The sequence below is a fragment of the uncultured Fibrella sp. genome (genome assembly GCF_964250085.1).
Classification (GTDB): domain Bacteria; phylum Bacteroidota; class Bacteroidia; order Cytophagales; family Spirosomataceae; genus Fibrella.
The window spans coordinates 300,555-318,236 of the sequence record NZ_CAXUEC010000004.1 but is presented as its reverse complement, the minus strand read 5'-3'; the positions used below and the strand labels follow the sequence as shown (position 1 = coordinate 318,236).

The 17,682-nt window shown below is 49.2% G+C and carries 16 protein-coding genes and 1 tRNA gene; 8 read left to right on the top strand and 9 right to left on the bottom strand.

Annotated elements, in window-relative coordinates; all coding sequences use genetic code 11:
- Positions 1-30 precede the first annotated feature (30 nt).
- The 3 genes from ACFE8Q_RS14895 to ACFE8Q_RS14885 all read right to left on the bottom strand — a co-directional run bounded on the left by ACFE8Q_RS14895 (position 31) and on the right by ACFE8Q_RS14885 (position 3,493).
- Positions 31-420 carry a hypothetical protein gene (locus tag ACFE8Q_RS14895; protein WP_375446200.1) on the bottom strand — a complete coding sequence of 130 codons (390 nt, stop codon included), beginning with the start codon at positions 418-420 and terminating at the stop codon, positions 31-33.
- A 134-nt stretch (positions 421-554) separates the two neighbouring features.
- Complete coding sequence (locus ACFE8Q_RS14890; RefSeq protein WP_375446199.1) at positions 555-1,934, bottom strand: lipopolysaccharide biosynthesis protein; 1,380 nt, start codon at positions 1,932-1,934, stop codon at positions 555-557.
- 356 nt (positions 1,935-2,290) lie between these two features.
- Positions 2,291-3,493, bottom strand: coding sequence for a dipeptidase (locus tag ACFE8Q_RS14885; protein ID WP_375446198.1), 1,203 nt, complete (start codon positions 3,491-3,493; stop codon positions 2,291-2,293).
- A 220-nt stretch (positions 3,494-3,713) separates the two neighbouring features.
- Here ACFE8Q_RS14885 and ubiE point away from each other — a divergent pair, with 220 nt between their 5' ends.
- The 3 genes from ubiE (at position 3,714) to ACFE8Q_RS14870 (ending at position 5,357) form a co-directional block, all read left to right on the top strand.
- Positions 3,714-4,463, top strand: a complete 750-nt coding sequence (ubiE, locus tag ACFE8Q_RS14880) for a bifunctional demethylmenaquinone methyltransferase/2-methoxy-6-polyprenyl-1,4-benzoquinol methylase UbiE (RefSeq protein ID WP_375446197.1) — start codon at positions 3,714-3,716, stop codon at positions 4,461-4,463.
- Positions 4,385-5,143 carry an outer membrane beta-barrel protein gene (locus ACFE8Q_RS14875; protein WP_375446196.1) on the top strand — a complete coding sequence of 253 codons (759 nt, stop codon included), beginning with the start codon at positions 4,385-4,387 and terminating at the stop codon, positions 5,141-5,143. Before ubiE ends, ACFE8Q_RS14875 begins: the two co-directional genes overlap by 79 nt.
- Before the next feature lie 139 nt (positions 5,144-5,282).
- Positions 5,283-5,357, top strand: a tRNA-Val gene (locus tag ACFE8Q_RS14870).
- Positions 5,358-5,468: 111 nt separating this feature from the next.
- Here ACFE8Q_RS14870 and ACFE8Q_RS14865 read toward each other — a convergent pair.
- From ACFE8Q_RS14865 to ACFE8Q_RS14850, 4 genes are all read right to left on the bottom strand, one after another.
- On the bottom strand, positions 5,469-6,344 hold the full coding sequence (locus ACFE8Q_RS14865; protein ID WP_375446195.1) for an RES family NAD+ phosphorylase: 876 nt from the start codon (positions 6,342-6,344) through the stop codon (positions 5,469-5,471).
- A gap of 154 nt (positions 6,345-6,498) precedes the next feature.
- Complete coding sequence (locus ACFE8Q_RS14860; RefSeq protein WP_375446194.1) at positions 6,499-7,437, bottom strand: sce7725 family protein; 939 nt, start codon at positions 7,435-7,437, stop codon at positions 6,499-6,501.
- Positions 7,438-7,442: 5 nt separating this feature from the next.
- A complete protein-coding gene (locus ACFE8Q_RS14855) occupies positions 7,443-8,321 on the bottom strand; it encodes a sce7726 family protein (protein WP_375446193.1) in 879 nt (292 codons plus the stop codon).
- A 260-nt stretch (positions 8,322-8,581) separates the two neighbouring features.
- Positions 8,582-9,055 (bottom strand): methyltransferase family protein, encoded by a 474-nt coding sequence (locus ACFE8Q_RS14850; protein ID WP_375446192.1) that lies wholly within the window; start codon positions 9,053-9,055, stop codon positions 8,582-8,584.
- Positions 9,056-9,515: 460 nt separating this feature from the next.
- Here ACFE8Q_RS14850 and bla point away from each other — a divergent pair, with 460 nt between their 5' ends.
- On the top strand, positions 9,516-10,253 hold the full coding sequence (gene bla / locus ACFE8Q_RS14845; protein WP_375446191.1) for a subclass B1 metallo-beta-lactamase: 738 nt from the start codon (positions 9,516-9,518) through the stop codon (positions 10,251-10,253).
- Positions 10,254-10,260: 7 nt separating this feature from the next.
- Here the strand turns inward: bla and ACFE8Q_RS14840 are convergent, their stop codons facing one another.
- Positions 10,261-11,385: an aldose epimerase family protein gene (locus ACFE8Q_RS14840; RefSeq protein WP_375446190.1), complete on the bottom strand. Its 1,125-nt coding sequence runs from the start codon at positions 11,383-11,385 to the stop codon at positions 10,261-10,263.
- A 184-nt stretch (positions 11,386-11,569) separates the two neighbouring features.
- On the opposite strand from ACFE8Q_RS14840, the gene ACFE8Q_RS14835 reads away from it, so the two are divergent.
- The 4 genes from ACFE8Q_RS14835 to ACFE8Q_RS14820 all read left to right on the top strand — a co-directional run bounded on the left by ACFE8Q_RS14835 (position 11,570) and on the right by ACFE8Q_RS14820 (position 16,674).
- On the top strand, positions 11,570-12,961 hold the full coding sequence (locus tag ACFE8Q_RS14835) for a Gfo/Idh/MocA family protein (protein ID WP_375446189.1): 1,392 nt from the start codon (positions 11,570-11,572) through the stop codon (positions 12,959-12,961).
- Positions 12,962-13,043: 82 nt separating this feature from the next.
- A complete protein-coding gene (locus ACFE8Q_RS14830; RefSeq protein ID WP_375446596.1) occupies positions 13,044-13,895 on the top strand; it encodes an SMP-30/gluconolactonase/LRE family protein in 852 nt (283 codons plus the stop codon).
- A 42-nt stretch (positions 13,896-13,937) separates the two neighbouring features.
- Complete coding sequence (locus tag ACFE8Q_RS14825; RefSeq protein WP_375446188.1) at positions 13,938-15,758, top strand: cytochrome c peroxidase; 1,821 nt, start codon at positions 13,938-13,940, stop codon at positions 15,756-15,758.
- Positions 15,759-16,176: 418 nt separating this feature from the next.
- On the top strand, positions 16,177-16,674 hold the full coding sequence (locus tag ACFE8Q_RS14820; RefSeq protein WP_375446187.1) for a hypothetical protein: 498 nt from the start codon (positions 16,177-16,179) through the stop codon (positions 16,672-16,674).
- Here ACFE8Q_RS14820 and ACFE8Q_RS14815 read toward each other — a convergent pair.
- The gene (locus ACFE8Q_RS14815; RefSeq protein WP_375446186.1) at positions 16,671-17,600 is read right to left on the bottom strand and encodes a helix-turn-helix domain-containing protein; all 930 of its coding nucleotides are present in this window, start codon (positions 17,598-17,600) and stop codon (positions 16,671-16,673) included. The genes ACFE8Q_RS14820 and ACFE8Q_RS14815 overlap by 4 nt on opposite strands.
- Positions 17,601-17,682: the final 82 nt, after the last annotated feature.

Below are 17,682 nucleotides of genomic sequence, written 5' to 3'. Positions count from 1 at the left end.
GACAGACTACGCCCAAGAGGGCACGCAGATTTACTGTCGGGGCGGGTTGATGAGCGACCGAACCGCGGTGAAGGCGTAGAGATCAGCCTTGCGAAAGAAGGTAGCTTTAGCTACATGAATAACAGACAGCGACACCGGTGTAAGGTCGAGGCGCAACGGGGTAGGCGTAGAGATTGACAGCGATTGCCCGGCAACAGGCAGGTTATGGTGGTTGTGGCCGGGGTGTTTCTGATGGTCGGAACTGGCATCGTAATGCATCATCAGAAACGAAAAAAAACTGAGCGAACCATCCATCTGGCGATGTTGCTGGTAATGATTCGCCAGCTCAACCCATCTGGCCGACTGGTCGATACCAAAGCCCGGAAGCAGACTACTGCCGAGCATTAGATGTACCAGTAAAATGGCCAGAATTGATTTCATGACTGTAACTCTTTGTCTGCCTAACGTAAAGTGTGATCGAAAGTTTCGTCAGTCAGCCGTCAGTGCGTTAATTTATAGTCGTTCGATATAGGCGTAGCGATGTGCCTAATAATCTGCCAGACAACAGGTTAGTTTTATTCAGACCAGATTCCCTTTGCTGTTCGTGATACTAACTTATCGGCCTGGATAGTGCCAAGCAACGTACCCAGAAGCAGCGAAATGATGGAGGCGATGATGATGCCCCTGTTGCCCATACTAAGCGTTCGGCCAAGATACACGCAGAGCGGAATGTTGATAACAGCTCCGGCAAGGGCGGTATAGAGTTGCATCTTCACTTTTCCGAATCCATTGATAACCGTCACGGTAATGTTGTTCCAGCACGATACCAGCACAAAGCAGGCCATAAGAACGTTCAGCGACCAGGATGTTTTAAAGGTAGGCCCAAGCCAAATCTGGTAAACTTTTGTTGAAACAAGCAGCATCACCAGAATCACCAGCAAAATAACCAGCCAACTGCGTTTCAGGCGCGCATAGGAAGTCTTGACCCAGGCGAGTTCATTCTTCGCATATGCTTCGGTAAACGCAGACCAAAACGGCGAAATAATGACGAAAAAGAAAGAGTTGATAGCATTGTAGTACCGGAACACTACGCTATACTCAGTAACAGATTTAGGGCCGAACAGCTTGGAAATGAGTACGTTATCAGTGTAGAAGATAACGACGCCCGCCAACTGGATGATGAAAAACTTTAACCCAAGGCTCATCAACTTTGGCCGCACGCTAAAATCGACTGCTTTTAGCGATGGAGCATACTCGCGAAGCTGGCCCTGGTAATAATACAGGCTAAAGCCAATGAGCACAACTACCGGCACAATGGCCGACATGATCGACACTGATAGTAAGTTGTTGTAGTGGCCCAGCCCCAGGCCCCAGACGCCAGCTACCAGCCCCAGATTGATGATCAGGTAAATAGTATTGGATAGGGCCGTTTTCTGAAGGGCCAGCAGCACATAGGAGACCGTGTCGAGCAGGATTTTGAAACAGAATCCCGCCAGAGTTACCAGCACGAGTAGACTCACGTATGAATTGGAGAGCCGAACATTGAGCACATACTTCCAATCGACGAGGTAAATGGCTACGCAGGCCACGAGTAACAATGCCAGTTGAATACCGGCAAACAAGACGTAAGCGGTGCTGATGTAGGTACGTCCCGTTTCGTGATCTTCCTGAGCAACCGCCTCGGTCAGGCGGTTACGAAGGCCGTTACCCAGTCCAATGTCGAAGAAGGAAGCAAAGGTGACCAGCGAACTGATCGCCGTCCAGATACCGTATTTTTCGTCGTGAAGCAGGCCAAGTGTGATACGGACCAGAATAAATGATAACATGATGTTACCCCCCTTCACCAACACGCTTGCGACTGCGTTTTTGAATGCCTGTCTACTGCGAGGATGCGCCGTTCGGACGGAAGTGACCCTGTCGGTCAGCCATACGCTCAGACTACGGCGTGGATTCATGATGCGTAAAGAATGGAGATAAAAATAACTTGGCGAAGGCAAAAGTACGGAACCTACACCGGATAATGCCATTTACCCTGGCAGGGTTAGCTCATAAGGGCATCAGTCAGGACCCCTATGCGTGCTGGTATCTACTGGATGATGGATAGCGGATACTAAAATTTGCCGTATTGTCTAAAACCGGATGATAACATATCAGTAGACTGATGATCTCTGGCAATGTCACAGACAAGCACCCAGCAATGGAAAATTAAGCATTCAGCTCAACTTGTTGGTGGTAGTGCTCAGGGATTTTTATGTTTAATTAGCTACAGGCTCTGTAGCAGGCAGATAAGACTGCTTTCAAACGTATTAACTTAGTTGGTGCTCTGTTGCTTGCTTAAGACCCTGAGCAGGTTTGCGCCCCAGATTTTGGTGATATCTTTTTTGGAATACCCCCGTTTGCGTAGCTCCGCCGTTAAGTTACCAATCTGACTCACATCTTCCAGGCCGTTGACGCCTCCGCCCCCATCGAAGTCAGACCCGATGCCCACATGGTCAATACCGGCGATCTGCACAATATGGTCGATGTGATTCACGATGTCGGCCAGGCTGGCGCGTTCATCTTTATACACCTGGTTCACCGAGTCGGTACGGGCCTGTTGGCGGGCTTTCTGGTCGGGCGTGGCGACCCGGCCCACATTGGCCATCCTGATCTTGGTCAGCGCCTGCCGGTGAGGTTCGGATGGCTTAACCAGGTAATCGCTGACAAAGTTGACCTGCACTACGCCGCCGTTTTTAGCAACGGCCCGAATCATCTCGTCGGTCATGTTGCGGGGGAAATCGCAGAGGGCGCGGCAATTCGAGTGAGAGGCGATAACCGGTGTTTTGGTGAGCGATAGCACATCGTAAAACGTTTTGTCGGACGTGTGCGAAATGTCGATCATGATGCCCAGTCGGTTCATTTCGGCCACCAACTGCCGCCCAAACGGGCTGAGGCCATTGTGAATCGGCCCATCGGGATCGGTAGACGAATCGCAGATGGCATTGTTGGCGAAGTGGGAGAGGGTAACGTACCTGCAACCCAGGTCGTAGTAGGTTTTCACCAGCGACAGATCTTCGCCGATGGGGTAGCCGTTTTCCATGCCAATGAAGATGGCCCGTTTGCCCGCTTTCTCAATCCGATAGGCGTCGGCGGGCGAGGTTGCCAGCTCGGCCATGTCGGGGTATTTTTTCAGCGCATCATTGATCAACTTAAACTGGTTCAGCGCATTGCGTTTGGCCTCGGCATGGCCTTCGGGCGTGCGTGGCCCCTGCGGCAGGTAAACGGCGAAAAACATCGCGTCCATGCCGCCTTCTTTCATCCGGGGAAAGTCGATCTGTGAATTATCGCGCTTGGTATCGTGCGCCACGCCAACGTCGAAGCCCTCTTTCTGGAGCATGATGGGTGCATCGGCATGGGTGTCGAGTGTCAGGATACGCTGGTGAAACCGATCTATTTTCTTTGACGGCGGATCGGGCCTTAAGGCCAGGCAGGGTACGGTAATCAGGAGCGAAAGCAACAGCAGCGAGCGAGTCATGAGCGCGATTTGTTAATAAAAAGCAAGTATAGCCAAAGCTTGCCTGTCCTGCGCGCCCAACCCCGAAACTTTCCACCAGAACAGCCGGTTCTTTCCAGAGAGTGAAAGGGTGAATGAGTGAAAGAGCGAAAGGCTCCGCCACTTTTCATGTGTGTGAACATGCAGCGTGTTATTGCCGCTCATTCACTCTTTATCTCTTTCGCTCTTTAAGCAAACACCCATGGCTGTTCTTCCCTATAAAGACAAATCCACCAGCAAGCGTGAGCAGGTGGGCGAAATGTTCGATACCATCGCGCCGAAGTATGATTTCCTGAACCACTTTCTGAGTGCGGGGATCGACATTCTGTGGCGGAAAAAAGCCATCCGGCTGCTGACGCCCTTTGCCCCGAAATATATCCTCGATATTGCCACCGGAACCGGCGATCTGGCTCTGGAAGCCCTGTCATTGAAACCCGACAAAATTGTTGGTGTCGACATTTCGGAGGGCATGCTGGCTGTTGGCCGGCAGAAGATGAAGGAGCGCGGCGTTGACCAGATCATCGAGATGCGGTCGGGTGATTCGCAGGGTTTACCGTTTGCAGACAATGAATTCGATGCCGCCATCGTTTCGTTTGGGGTACGTAACTTCGAGAACCTGCTGGCCGGTCTGACCGACATGCAGCGCGTGGTGCGGCCGGGCGGAGTGTGTATGGTGCTCGAATTCTCGAAACCACGCCAGTTTCCCTTCCGGCAGTTCTATGATGTGTATACGGCTCACGTGGTGCCTTTTTTTGGCAAGATGGTGAGTAAAGACACCTCGGCCTACGAATATCTCAACGAATCGATGCGGGCTTTTCCGGATGGCCCCGATTTTATCCGGGTTTTTGAAGAAGCCGGTTTTCGCAACACTAAATGGATTCCACTCTCGTTCGGCATCGCGTCGATTTACATTGGTCAAAAACTTCCCGCATCCACGCCGCCGCGCTCGTAGGCCTGTTGATGCTGGTGTCGCAGTTTGCCGCCGCCCAGTCGACCTACAAGTACATTCGGAAGCATAAAGAGGATTATGACGATAAGCTCGTTCACTTCGGGTTTTATTACGCCCTGCCGTTTACGCGCTACAACGTCACCTACAGCCCCGCCTTTCTCGACCCCGCAGACCCCACGTTGCGCATCACGTCGCCCAACAACGCCGGTTTTCGGGTGGGGTTTACCTTCAACGCATTCATGAACGACAATTTCGATTTCCGGTCTAACCCCGGCGTGTCGATCTATTCGCGCTCGGTGAATTACGCGATGGCTAGTGGTGAGGATAAATCCGACATTCGGGAGTCGACCTGGGTGGAGTTGCCGTTCCTGATCAAGTACAAATCGGCGCGGCGGGTCAACTCGCGCATGTACCTCATTGCCGGCGCGTCGGTGGGCATTGAAACCAACGTACGCCGCCGGGAAGCGCTGAGCCAGGGTCGCCTGAACACCAACACCACCGACCTGAGCATTGAGTACGGCGTGGGTTTTGAGCAGTTCTTCGAGTTCTTCAAGTTTGCCCCGGAACTGCGGTTTTCGCACGGTATTCCCAACGCGTTCAACGGGGGGGCTTCCGGGACATCGGCCGCCGGCATTCAGCGCCTGACTACCCACACGGTCACGCTCTACCTGAATTTCGAGTAGAAAAAAGATTGGCTTGTAACGTACCTGAAAGACAGTCGATTGTAAAAAAGTTAGACTTTTTTTGCCTCAGGGCTTGCAAAAAGGCCATTTAGACCCCTACCTTTGCATCACCAAAACGGAAAACACCGCCGCGGAAGAAGGGAGTTTAGCTCAGTTGGTTCAGAGCATCTGCCTTACAAGCAGAGGGTCGGGGGTTCGAATCCCTCAACTCCCACGAAAAGTTAAAAACCCCCTCAGAGACGATCTCTGAGGGGGTTTCTTTTTTTAGCGTTGGTCAGTTTGTAAGTTATTTATTTGTTTCAGAACCACCACAAGTGAGTTGAATCTATGCAATTGTATATTTTATATCTCTTATTTCTACTAACTCGGTTGAAATGCACTCTAGCTTATCATCATTGAATATGGCAAGGTTAAAGCCTGTTGGGTTTAACGAGCTTTTATATTCTACACCATCATAACCTAGGGATTTTATAAGTTCACATAAGTACTGAGTAGGTAAATAATCTAACTCGCTGTCATACCTTCTGATGGGTTTAGAAAGTTCTTGCCCAAGCTTAAGAAGATACCTTCTATAACTCATGTATTTTCCAAGCGAATCTTCTAAGAGTATAGGACTTATACTATCACCATCTTTGAGGTTAATGACATTTAAGTTCTCTTTTAATTTAAATTTTCCAACCGTGATATAATCCAAAAGTGAAGCTCTTGTTTCATACAAAGTTGTGATTCTATCATTTGATACATATAAGTATGAAATTCCTTTTGGATTAGCTCTACCAGCAGTAGCGAAATCATATGGTGGCTTACCCATATCATCACATAGATACTCATTTTCAGAGGAGATTCTTGACCTGTAGAAAAATTTACCTTTATAATAAGGTTTTGCATGGAAGACTAATAAGTCTCTTAACAAATCAATATCAACGAGATTGTTTATGAAAAATCTATTAACTCTTTTGATCTCCTGTGTAAACTTCTGCCATGTTAGTTCTTGTATTTCGTCACTTTGATATGATGGTTCTACATATCCATCTAAAATAACTTCTTTGTAGTCGTATAAGACATCCTTTAAAAGTTTTTCTATCTTTTCCTCACTTATATTGAAGAATGAAGGCCAATCATTTTTTAGAATACTCCACAAATATTTTCCGTTAAGATATTGATTGTCAATGGTTTGACATTGTTTGTAAATCCCAATCAAAGGAACAAAGTAATCGTAGAGTTCAGAACTATCTAGTAAGGCAGTGTTTAATGTTTCGCAATATTCACAATTTCCAAATTGTGTAGAATTAGTATTTATATATAGTTTAACGTGTTGATCTCCAAAACAATTAGCACAACAGTTCATATATAGGCTAAATTAGATTACTGACTAATTCTAAATGATTCATAATTGAAAGCTTTTTGATTATACCAAGACCAGGAAAATGATCTCTTACTTTTAAATCTTTAAACTCACTAATAGCTTTTGTAAGCGTGATATTGTTGGAGTCTACAAAAAGTAGTAATGCATCTAATGCTTCTTTAAACTTCTTAGGCAAGTCTAATGGTGAATTAGTGTCTTTCTTCGATTTTGACGAAAAATGAGCTATCCTTATTTCTTTACCTTTTAAATACGTGAGATGTATTACAACTACATAAGGGGTAAAACCAGAATCTGAAAATCTCTCACCAATTGTAAGGTAATCGCAAAAACCAATAAATCCTTCATCCTTATAATATAAAAACTCTTCTGAAAATAACTCATCAGGATAACTAATATAATCTGCGTTCCTCTGCTGTTGGTTAAAAGAGTCATTCATTGAAATACATGAATCAGCATCAAAATTTCTTTTGTATCTACTTTTGACATTTTCAATATGAATTACATTATATTTTACATTATAGTCTTTAATGAAAGTATTCATCTTGTTAATGTCATTTGGCTTTTGTAGGTGAATTAGAGAAAAAAAATACTCTTCTAAATGGTTGATTTCTATAAATTCTGATAGTTTTTCAAAATCAAGATTTTCCGTTACGTTTATTCCTATTTGAAAATTACTGTACGTCTTCAAATAAGATTTAATAAGTTCACTAATGCTGTTCATACATCCGACATTTACAATGCAGGAATTTAATATCAGTGTGAAATTTATATTATTTAGAACAAAGGTATTAACGGCTTTTATAAGCTGAGTCGTATCTGCTTTTGTAGGCTCTATGATAGGTGAAACTAATTTCTTAGATATTATAGATGATACTTCTCTGACAGCTAAAAGTTCAAATTGTTTAGCTCTTAAAAGTGGGAAATACATAGTAGTTATTTTAAGATTGGAAGGCCTAGGAAATTATAAAGTATTTCATAATCTCTTTTTGCAAAGCCTAAAGACAAGCACAGATACTTTAACTCATTCATCGTCTTTACGTCAAGCAACATATCTTTTTCATTAATCCCTCTTTTTTTTAGATAATAAAACACTCTAAGTTGAACCTTGATTATGTCACACTCCTCAAGAATACTTAAGCACTCCTCAAAAAATATGATATTAGAAGTTTGCACATGAATTTTTGCAAGATCATACACTAAGCATATTATTTCTTTTTTTCTTAAAGTCTTTAACATGACCTCTAGATCTAATTTTGTATTATCAGCAGTAGCTTGTCTCCTAATTTGTATTTTTAAGCTTTCGTCAAGAATATATATGCCTATTGAATCATCATTCAATATTTGTTTGTATTTTTCGTATAAGGAAACGTGGGTTACAATGTTAATTTCTGAAAACATCTTTTTATAATCAGCAATTTGATTGTGCAGTCTTTCTGGGTTGTCCAACTCTGTCTTTATTTCATATGCTCTATTTTTTCCATTAATATATACTACATCTGCTATAGATTTATTTATTTTGAATTCGTTGAAAACGACTATAGAATCTTGTAAAAAACGTTGCTTTGTGAGTAACTCATTTAAGATTGTGTTTTTATAAAAATATTCAACTCTATAGCCTTCACTCAGAATTGAGTAAGCTTTGCAAATTAGATCGGCAGTACACTGTGGATTAATATCAGGACAAGCTTCAAGCAGCCTATAAGCCCTCACATTAAACAATTCAGTATCATTCTCTCTGACTACTTTCCTAAAGACAGTAGTGGCAAAGAGGTCTGATGCACACTTATAAGCAGATGTTTTGTAACTTTTCAATGTTTTTATGTATACTTAAATCTTTAGGTATAGCTCCCACCGATACTTGCAAACATATATAATATCAGCATATAAAAGTCACTTTTGTTTGATTTACGGCGTAAATTATACTGTAAACAAACAGTCAGAGACTGTAATATAAACGGTCACGAAAACAGTAAAATTTATGGTATTAGAGGCTATCTCTCGGTGTACGGTATGTGGTAGCGAGTTTCCCTACCGTAAAAGCAAACAGTTCTAAAAAGTACGTCCACCAATTCTCACAACCAGCGACGTACCTGTGCTTTATAGCGTAGGTATTCGTTGCCGAATTTTCGGGTGAGGTAGTGTTCTTCCCGCTCGATGATGCCTTTTTGAACGACAATTAGTAAGGGAAGCAGTAACAACAAACCCCACCAGGCGTTGGCGGCTACAGATACGCCCAGGTAGATCAGCGTCAAGGAGAGGTACATTGGGTTGCGCGTGAAGCGATAAACGCCATTACTGACAATGGTTGTGGTGGTACCGCCAGGGTTGATCGTGGTGCGGTGCCGGATCATTTCCCGAAAAGAAAGCAGCAGCGTAGTTACCCCGGTTAGTACCAGCGCGGCACCGATAAACAGGGCGGTTGTCGACGGTAGCAGCGGGGTCGGGAAAACGTACCTGAGCAGTAGCGCAACGAGTAACGTACCCAGAAACAGCAACGGCGGGAAGGCAATTACGCCCGCATGATCCGGTTTTTTTTCAGTAGCCATACAGGTTAAATCATGCATCGTCTGCGCCGACCAGCGAGCGACTCACAACGTTCGATGTGTTATTAAATGTAATAAAAATGGGTATAACCTGCTCATTTTTCGAACCTTATAAGCTCAACGAAATTGATCGCTATTGCGCCGCTTTTAAGCAGCTTGCTGTTGGGAGAGCCGGAAACTTAGTATAAGCAAGTAGAGAAGCCTGTAATCGCAATGGTCTATTCAGCGCGTATGTACCCTGTTTTAATTGAGAAGTAGTACAGTTAGACGAGTAGTTAACTGTGCTATCCTGTAGTTCATCAAGCCCCGGCCAGTATTGAGTTGGGGCTTTTTGTATGGTATAATGGCTGGCACCACGTTGCCAGATTACCTCCATCGTTCCTACATTTACAAAGACCTTCCTCCGCTCAACTCCAATCGTTTTCGTTGCCGACAACTACATATACCAATGCTACAGCCTCTTATGACACGACCGTATCTTTTCCTGAGTTTTGTTCTGGTACTCGTTGGGTGCAGGTCGGCAAAACTGGCTGACAACAGCTACACATCGCCCAGCCTGACCATTCAACAGGTAAGCACCCACGTGTACCAGCATATCAGCTATCTGGAAACACAGACGTTTGGCAAAGTCCCCTGCAACGGCATGATCGTTGTCGACAAGCACGAAGCGATCATGTTCGACACGCCAGCCAACGATTCAACATCGGCCGAATTGCTGAACTGGATCGACAACAGCCTGAAATGCAAGGTAGTGGCAATTATTCCCACCCATTTCCACGACGATTGTCTGGGCGGACTCGCCGAGTTTCACCGGCGTGGCATTCCGTCTTACGCGGGGAACCAGACGATCTGGTTCGCCAAACAGAAAAACCGGGTACTGCCGCAACATGGCTTCGATACCCGGCTGCCACTGAAAGTTGGCAACCGGGAAGTAATCGCCGAATTCGTCGGGGAGGGACACACCCGAGACAATATCATCGGCTATTTCCCCAGCGAAAAAGTGATGTTTGGCGGTTGCCTGATCAAAGAATTAAAAGCTGGAAAGGGCAATCTGGAAGACGCCAACGTACCTGCGTGGTCAGCAACCGTAACCAGGCTGAAAGCGAAATACCCCGATACGCAGGTGGTGATTCCGGGACATGGAAAAACTGGGAACACGGCCCTGCTGGATTACACCATAGCGCTGTTTAAACAGAACTAGCTCCACATCAACGAACTTTAAACTTATACACAGTCGTGCTCAGGTACGTTGCGCCCGGTCGGAGGGTGGTGGTGGGAAAGTTCGGATGATTGGGCGAATCGGGGAAGTGCTGCGTTTCCAGGCACAGGCCAAAGCGGCGGGTATACGCCACACCCTCGGGGCTGCGGAACATACCGTTCAGGTGATTGGCCGTATACATCTGCACGCCCGGCTCGGTCGTGTACACCTCCATCAGCCGCCCGCTCGTTGGCTCATATACGGTGGCACCCAGTTTCAGTTTGGCCGACTGGTTGGTAAATACCCAGCAATGGTCATAGCCTCGGCCATACCGGATCTGCACGTCGGTGGTGTCGTTGATATGAGCACTGACGGGTGTGGGTTTGTTAAAATCAAACGGTGTGCCGGCTACATCCCGCAGCTCGCCAGTGGGTATCTGGGTCCGGTCGGTAACCAAAACCTTGTTGGCTTTAATCATCACCTCATTGTTGAGTACGTCGGTCTGCTGGCCGCTCAGGTTAAAATAAGCGTGATTCGTCAGGTTCACGACGGTCGGTTTATCTGTTATTGCCTTGTAGTCGATACGTAAGGCATTGTCTTTCTGTAAGGTATAGGTTACATCGACGTCGAGCGTGCCGGGGTAACCTTCCTCGCCATCGGGTGAGGTGTAGTGTAGGTTAAGACTCGGCTCGGCCCCATCAACGAGCGTGGCGGTCCACAATTTCTTGTCGAATCCAATCCGGCCACCGTGAATATGAATGCCGGCGGGGTTGGTAAACAGGGTGTAATCGGTGCCGTCGAGGGAGAATTTACCTTTCGCAATCCGGTTTCCGTAGCGGCCAATAATAGGGCCTAAATTGGGGTTACCTTTCAGGTACTGGGCCAACGTACCCAGCCCAAGCACCACGTTGGCTGGCTTTCCCTGCTTGTCGGGCGTGGTACACGAAACGATGTAACCACCGTAATTGGTGAGTTGAACTTCCATTCCTTTCGCGTTACGCAGGGTAAACAGGCCCACTTCGCGCCCATCCGGCAACTGACCGAACACTGATTTGACAATGCCCGCTTTGGGGGCCAGGAATGAGTAGAGCAATAAACTGCTCACAAAAAGAAGCAGGGAGACGAATGCTTTCATAAGTATAGAGAGACGGATGCACGGGCGATTTAGCAACCAATGCCAGCCCGACGAGTGGTAAAGGCAGCAACCAACATTTATTAACCGTATACGGGTAAGTGTAAAACCGGACCGTCTTTTCCGAACGAAAGTCAATCACTCAACACCTGGTCCCGGCGTCGGCCGCCAGAAACTTGTCGCGTCAATGCATTCGTTCAATATCAACCGTCGCCACTTCCTGCAGGGAACTACGGCATCGCTCGCCCTGTCGGCCCTGGGGGCCAATGCTATGGACATCATTCACCGGGCAAATCCGTACCGCGTGGCGCTGATCGGCACGGGCTGGTATGGTAAAAGCGATTTGTTTCGCCTGATTCAAGTGGCTCCTGTAGAGGTGGTTGCGCTCTGCGATGTCGATAAGAACATGCTGGCCGATGCGGCTAAACTGGTCAGTCAGCGGCAGAAATCCGGCAAAACGCCGAAGCTGTACGGCGACTACCGGAAGATGCTGGCCGACAATCAACTGGATATTGTACTGATCGGCACACCCGACCACTGGCATGCCTTGCAGATGATCGATTCGGTAAAAGCCGGTGCCCATGTGTACGTGCAAAAACCGATCAGCGTCGATGTGATAGAAGGGGAGGCGATGGTAGCGGCGGCCCGTAAATACAATAAGGTGGTGCAGGTGGGAACCCAGCGCAAAAGCACGCCCCACCTGATCGACGCCAAGAAGAACATCGTCGACGCCGGGTTGCTCGGAAAAGTGTCGCATGTCGAAATGTGCTGCTATTTTCCCATGCGGGCCAATGGGAACCCACCGGTGCAGGCTGTGCCCGACTTCCTCGACTACGACATGTGGACGGGCCCGGCCCCGATGCGCCCCTACGACGGCATTCCGCACGTACGCTGGTGGCGTACATTCATGGAATACGGCAACGGCGTCACGGGCGACATGTGCGTGCATATGCTCGATACCGTTCGCTGGATGCTGAAGCTGGGCTGGCCTAAACGGATCAGCTCAACGGGAGGCATTTACGTACAGAAAGAGGGCAAATCCAACATCTCCGATACGCAGTCGGCCCTGTTTGAATACGACGATCTGAACTGCGTCTGGCAGCACCACACCTGGGGCGGCCCCGCCAACCCGGACTATCCCTGGTCGTTTACCTTATACGGCGAGAAAGGCACGTTATGGGCCAGTACGATGCAGTGCGATTTTATTCCGAAAGATGATAAAGGACCAACAGGCGGCAAGAAAATTCACCTCGATGTGGTCTATGAAAAGGAAAAATACCCCGAAGACCTCACCGAACCAACCAACCCCAAGGTCGAACTCAACGCAGCCCCGGCCACCCGCCTGCACATGCTCAACTTCCTGAATGCGATTGAAACCGGCGGGAAGCCCGTAGCCGATATTGAAGAAGGCCACATCTCGACCGCAAGCTGTATTCTGGCCAATATGTCGATGAAAACAGGCCGCCCCATTGTTTATGACCCGCAGAAACGGGAAATTATCGGCGACCGGGAAGCCAACGGTTTGCTGGCGCGGCCTTATCGTCAACCGTTTATTCACCCCGACCCCAAGCGGGTTTAACCGTATTTGTTACATGACGTTTTTTGCTAAAACGCTGGGGCTGTTTATCGCCCTTCTCTCTGTTGGTACCACTGCTTTCTCGATGCCGGACGCCGCTGCCCCCGACTCGCTCAAGGTGGTGCAGCCGGGGGCAACGCTGGAGAAAATTTCGTCCCAGTTTACGTTCACCGAAGGGCCAACGGTCGATAAAAAAGGGACGGTCTACTTCACGGATCAACCCAACGACAAGATCTGGGCCTACGATACGGATGGGAAACTGGCCATTTTTATGGATAAAACGGGTCGCTCGAATGGCCTGTACATCGATAAAAAAGGTAACCTGATCGCCTGCGCCGACCAGCGTAACGAACTGTGGTCGATCAGCCCGGATAAGAAAGTGACCGTTTTGCTGGCCAACTACCAGGGGCACCGGTTCAACGGCCCCAACGACCTCTGGCTTGATCCCAAAGGCGGTATTTACTTCACCGATCCGTATTATCAGCGCCCTTACTGGGATCACAAACAGCCGGATCTGGCCACGCAGAACGTGTATTACCTGCCCAAAGGCAAAACCGAAGCCGTACTGGCCGATGGTAACCTGATGCAGCCCAACGGCATTGTGGGTTCGCCCGACGGAACGTACCTGTATGTGGCCGATATTAAGGCCAACAAAACTTATAAGTACCAGATCGGGAAAGACGGCCAGTTGAGTAACCGCCAACTGTTTGTTTCGCAAGGCTCCGACGGCATGACCCTCGACAGCAAGGGCAACCTTTACCTGACGGGAAAAGGCGTTACGGTGTATGACCCAACCGGAAAAAAACTCGGTAACATTCCGGTGCCGTCGGGCTGGGTAGGTAATGTCTGTTTTGGTGGCAAAGACCGCAACACGTTGTTCATCACGGCCTCCGAATCGGTCTACACGCTCAAAATGGCGGTGAAAGGCATCGAATAAACGGAGTGCTTTTCAGTCGCTTCGGTATTATCTTCACGGTTGATGATGCCTTACCAACGTACCTGCGGCTGGTTGGTTTGCCTGCTTGGCCTGAGCCTGTTGTTGGTCAGCGCGTCCGGGCCTGACCCAGCCGAGCCTGTCAACCAACGGGTCGGACAACTGTATCAGGCCAACCTCGTTCGCCTCGATTCCTGCCTTGTCGATCTGGCGCGCCGGGTCAATCAGCGGCGGTCGGCGGTGGACGTGCAGGCGTCTTTTCGCCGGGCAAGGCTGGCCTACAAATACATCGAGCCGCTGACGGAATATTATTTTTTACAGTCGGCTAAAAACCTCAATGGCCCGAACGTACCTGAGGGCGAGGTCGACGATGGCGTGGCCATGATCCTGAAGCCCGAAGGATTTCAGGTAATCGAGCCGCTGCTGTTTCCACTCGATACCAGCCGCCGCACCGACCTACAGCGGCACCTCGCGGCCATGCGCCAGACGGTGAACCAGCTTCGGCAACTGGCCAGCCGCAATCCGCTGACAGATGCGTTCATTTTCGACGCTCTGCGTCAGGAAGTGTTCCGGGTCGAAACGCTGGGTATCACCGGGTTCGATTCGCCGGTGGCCCTGCTGTCGATGCCCGAATCGGTGGCGGCGCTCGAAGGCGTTCGCCAGACGCTGGCCTGTTTTTCGCTGGCCGAAAAAGACGCTGCCTTAGCCACCCGGATTGACCAGGCCATTACCAGGGCGCAGCGTAATTTACAGGCTGCCCGCAGTTTCAACGGATTCGACCGGCTGGCGTTCATACGTACCTGCGCCCATCCGCTGACGGGGTTGCTTCTGGATGCTCACCACGCCCTTGGCCTGCCGCCCGTCGATGGAAAGCGACTGCTTCGTTCGTCGGCCCGCACGCTCTCTGACCCCACCGCATTCGATCCGGCTTTTTTTGCCACCCACACCGACCCCGCCAGCACGTCGGCCCGGATTGCGCTCGGCAAACGCCTGTTTAATGAACCGGTGCTGTCGGTTTCTGGCAGTGGCCGTAGTTGTGCCAGTTGTCATCGGCCCGATCGGGCGTTTCAGGACGGGCTCGTAACGCCCGACCTTCTGCCAACCAGGTCCGGCCAGCCGGCAACTACCCGCCCACTTCGTAATACGCCCACGCTCTGGAATGCGGGCCTGCAATCGACCCAGTTTATGGACATGCGGGTGTTTACCATCGAGCAGCAACTCACCGACGTCATTCATAACGCCCGCGAAATGGGTGGTTCACTGGCCGAGGCGGTGCCCCGTCTGAATCAGCAGGCCGACTACCGGGCGCAGTTTGCCGCTCAATATCCGGCCGGGCTAACGGCCTATACCGTTCGGCACGCGCTGGCCACTTACGTTCGTTCGCTGATCAGCCTGGATAGCCGGAGCGACCGGTATCTGCGGGGGCTGCCCGTTGCGTTGTCGACCAGCGAACGGTTGGGTTTCAACGTGTTTATGGGGAAGGGCAAGTGCGCTACCTGTCATTATTTTCCGCTCTATAACGGCACGCTGCCTCCCGCTTACCGCCGCACCGAGAGCGAAGTGATCGGTACGGCAGCTACCAGTAAGAACAGCCGGATCAGTCCTGACTCTGGTCGGGCGGCTATCACTGGCATCGATTTTCATCGGGGCGCCTTCAAAATCCCGACCTTACGCCGTATTGGCCAAACGGCACCGTATATGCATAACGGTTCGTACACAACTTTGGAACAGGTCGTCGATTTCTACGATCGGGGAGGGGGCATTGGCTTGGGTTTCGAACTGGCCAACCAGACGTTACCGTCAGAAAAGCTCCAGCTAACACCGGCCGAAAAAAAGGCCCTGGTTGTTTTCCTGAAAACACTTTGATAGAAATGATTCTGGCTTAATCGCTGGGTACGATCTGGGAAATTTGCCAGTGCATAATGACCAGATGTTGGCCTGCGGCGTCTAAACGAATACGGAAAAGTAGCCCGGTCGTAGGTAACCCAGCGTGTAGTTACTGGAGTCGGGGAGGCGATTAAACAGGGAAGAATAGTTAGCTTACTAATTTATACTTATAGATAAAGTTACTCGTTAGCCCCATAATGGCTCTATAACTTGTTGATTATTAGTTGCATTTGTGGGTAATACTTAGAAATATTAATTGAATTAATAGAAGTTTAATCGGAACTTGTTATTCTTTAACATCCCGAAACGGAAATTTGTCGTACTTCCTGCAATATTTTATTCTATAGGATAAAAGGGTTAATTGGTTTCGCCACGCCTCAGGATACTGACAATGAACATGGAGATTAGAGACGCACATCGGGTGGTACTGATTCACCCTGCGGATCCCCAAAAGCAGCCCGATGAGTTTTACAACTCGATTAATTATGTGGCCTCCCGGTATCGCATCTTTGTCAGTGACGATGGGCAGACGCTGGAGGTGTATATGGTACTCAGAAAGCCATACAATTCAGACTTAACCAGGTTGTACAAAGCCCTATTCGGTACAAAGCCCAAACTCAAGCCCATCCCGGATAAATACGCAAATTACCCGATCAATCAGCCACCCTACAGCGATTCTGAAGGCGTGAGTTTACGGGGAGAAATAACGCGCGAGCAACTACAGACCTACGGCTTTGTGGAAGATCAGTTCCGGCCGGATCGCTGGCAGTATAAAGGTGTTGCCGGCTGGCATTCGCCGTTGACCAGAGCGTTTTATTTTGATAGTTATCCGCAGGAAACACGTAGCCTGGATGCGTTAGAGTTCATCATCCGCCTGGTTGACCGTCAGGGCTAGTCCTGACCCGGTTTGGTTAGTGCAGGTACGTTGTGCTGCGCCTGTTTCCGAAAGTCGCTGGGCGAGAGGTGCTTCTTTTTTCGGAACATACGGGAGAAATGAAAGAGCGAGTCAAAGCCGGTCTGGTAAGCGATCTCCGAAACGGACAGGGTCGTTTCCTGTAGCAGTTGTCCGGCTTTTTCCAGTTTAAGGTTCAGGTGATATTGCCCCGGCGAGAGGCCCATCACTTCTTTGAACGCCTTGCGAAACCAGACGTAACTAACCGTCAGCTCAGCCGATAAGGCCTCGAAATCAATGGCTTCGGTCCAACTTCCCTGAATCCGGTACCGTACCTGATGCACGATCTGCTCGCGGCGGCTTCGGCTGGTATCGCCCGTGAGCGCCGAGGCATACACCAGACCCAGTAGCTGGATTACCTGACAGGTGGCCAGTTGCTGATAGGCAAGGCCCTGATACTTGAGGGTGTCGATCAGCCTGGTGAAAACGGTCAGCAGTTCAGACCGAAAGCGGATACGCATCAGTGGCTGCCGAGCATCAAAACACGGTTGTTGCATCAGGTATTCGGCGTAATGGCCCCGGAAACCAACCCAGAATTCTTCCCAGCCCGTCGCCTCCGATGGTTTGAATCGATGCCAGACGCCAGGGTGTAGTAAAAAAGCGGTACCGCCTTCAACCAGCGAAGGTGCAACACCTTCCGATTCAAAAACGCCCTGCCCATTGGCAATGTAGACCAATTGGTACTCATCCAGCCTCCGGCCAGCCTGCCAGTCGAACTGATACTGGTTGGGGTGATTCGGGTCGGGATAGCTCATGCGGGGCTGATGCACATTGTGACCAATGGTGAGAATGTCGACACCCCAACTGGGCGTTTCGTTCAGCAGGGCCTGTAACTGTGCCGAATCGACGTACTTCCTATACGACTGCATATCGAAAAAGAATAAGGTAAGCAGAGACTGATGACTACCGGCGCGAACTGGCGGAGAAGTAAGTACACAGGTATAGTATTTT

What these genes read in the sequence shown, in the direction of transcription:
- ACFE8Q_RS14895 (WP_375446200.1), bottom strand. Translation starts at nt 420, where the DNA reads ATGAAATCAATTCTGGCCATTTTACTGGTACATCTAATGCTCGGCAGT.
- ACFE8Q_RS14890 (WP_375446199.1), bottom strand. Translation starts at nt 1,934, where the DNA reads ATGAATCCACGCCGTAGTCTGAGCGTATGGCTGACCGACAGGGTCACT.
- ACFE8Q_RS14885 (WP_375446198.1), bottom strand. Translation starts at nt 3,493, where the DNA reads ATGACTCGCTCGCTGCTGTTGCTTTCGCTCCTGATTACCGTACCCTGC.
- ubiE (WP_375446197.1), top strand. Translation starts at nt 3,714, where the DNA reads ATGGCTGTTCTTCCCTATAAAGACAAATCCACCAGCAAGCGTGAGCAG.
- ACFE8Q_RS14875 (WP_375446196.1), top strand. Translation starts at nt 4,385, where the DNA reads ATGGATTCCACTCTCGTTCGGCATCGCGTCGATTTACATTGGTCAAAA.
- ACFE8Q_RS14860 (WP_375446194.1), bottom strand. Translation starts at nt 7,437, where the DNA reads ATGTATTTCCCACTTTTAAGAGCTAAACAATTTGAACTTTTAGCTGTC.
- ACFE8Q_RS14850 (WP_375446192.1), bottom strand. Translation starts at nt 9,055, where the DNA reads ATGGCTACTGAAAAAAAACCGGATCATGCGGGCGTAATTGCCTTCCCG.
- bla (WP_375446191.1), top strand. Translation starts at nt 9,516, where the DNA reads ATGACACGACCGTATCTTTTCCTGAGTTTTGTTCTGGTACTCGTTGGG.
- ACFE8Q_RS14840 (WP_375446190.1), bottom strand. Translation starts at nt 11,385, where the DNA reads ATGAAAGCATTCGTCTCCCTGCTTCTTTTTGTGAGCAGTTTATTGCTC.
- ACFE8Q_RS14835 (WP_375446189.1), top strand. Translation starts at nt 11,570, where the DNA reads ATGCATTCGTTCAATATCAACCGTCGCCACTTCCTGCAGGGAACTACG.
- ACFE8Q_RS14830 (WP_375446596.1), top strand. Translation starts at nt 13,044, where the DNA reads ATGCCGGACGCCGCTGCCCCCGACTCGCTCAAGGTGGTGCAGCCGGGG.
- ACFE8Q_RS14825 (WP_375446188.1), top strand. Translation starts at nt 13,938, where the DNA reads ATGATGCCTTACCAACGTACCTGCGGCTGGTTGGTTTGCCTGCTTGGC.
- ACFE8Q_RS14820 (WP_375446187.1), top strand. Translation starts at nt 16,177, where the DNA reads ATGGAGATTAGAGACGCACATCGGGTGGTACTGATTCACCCTGCGGAT.
- ACFE8Q_RS14815 (WP_375446186.1), bottom strand. Translation starts at nt 17,600, where the DNA reads ATGCAGTCGTATAGGAAGTACGTCGATTCGGCACAGTTACAGGCCCTG.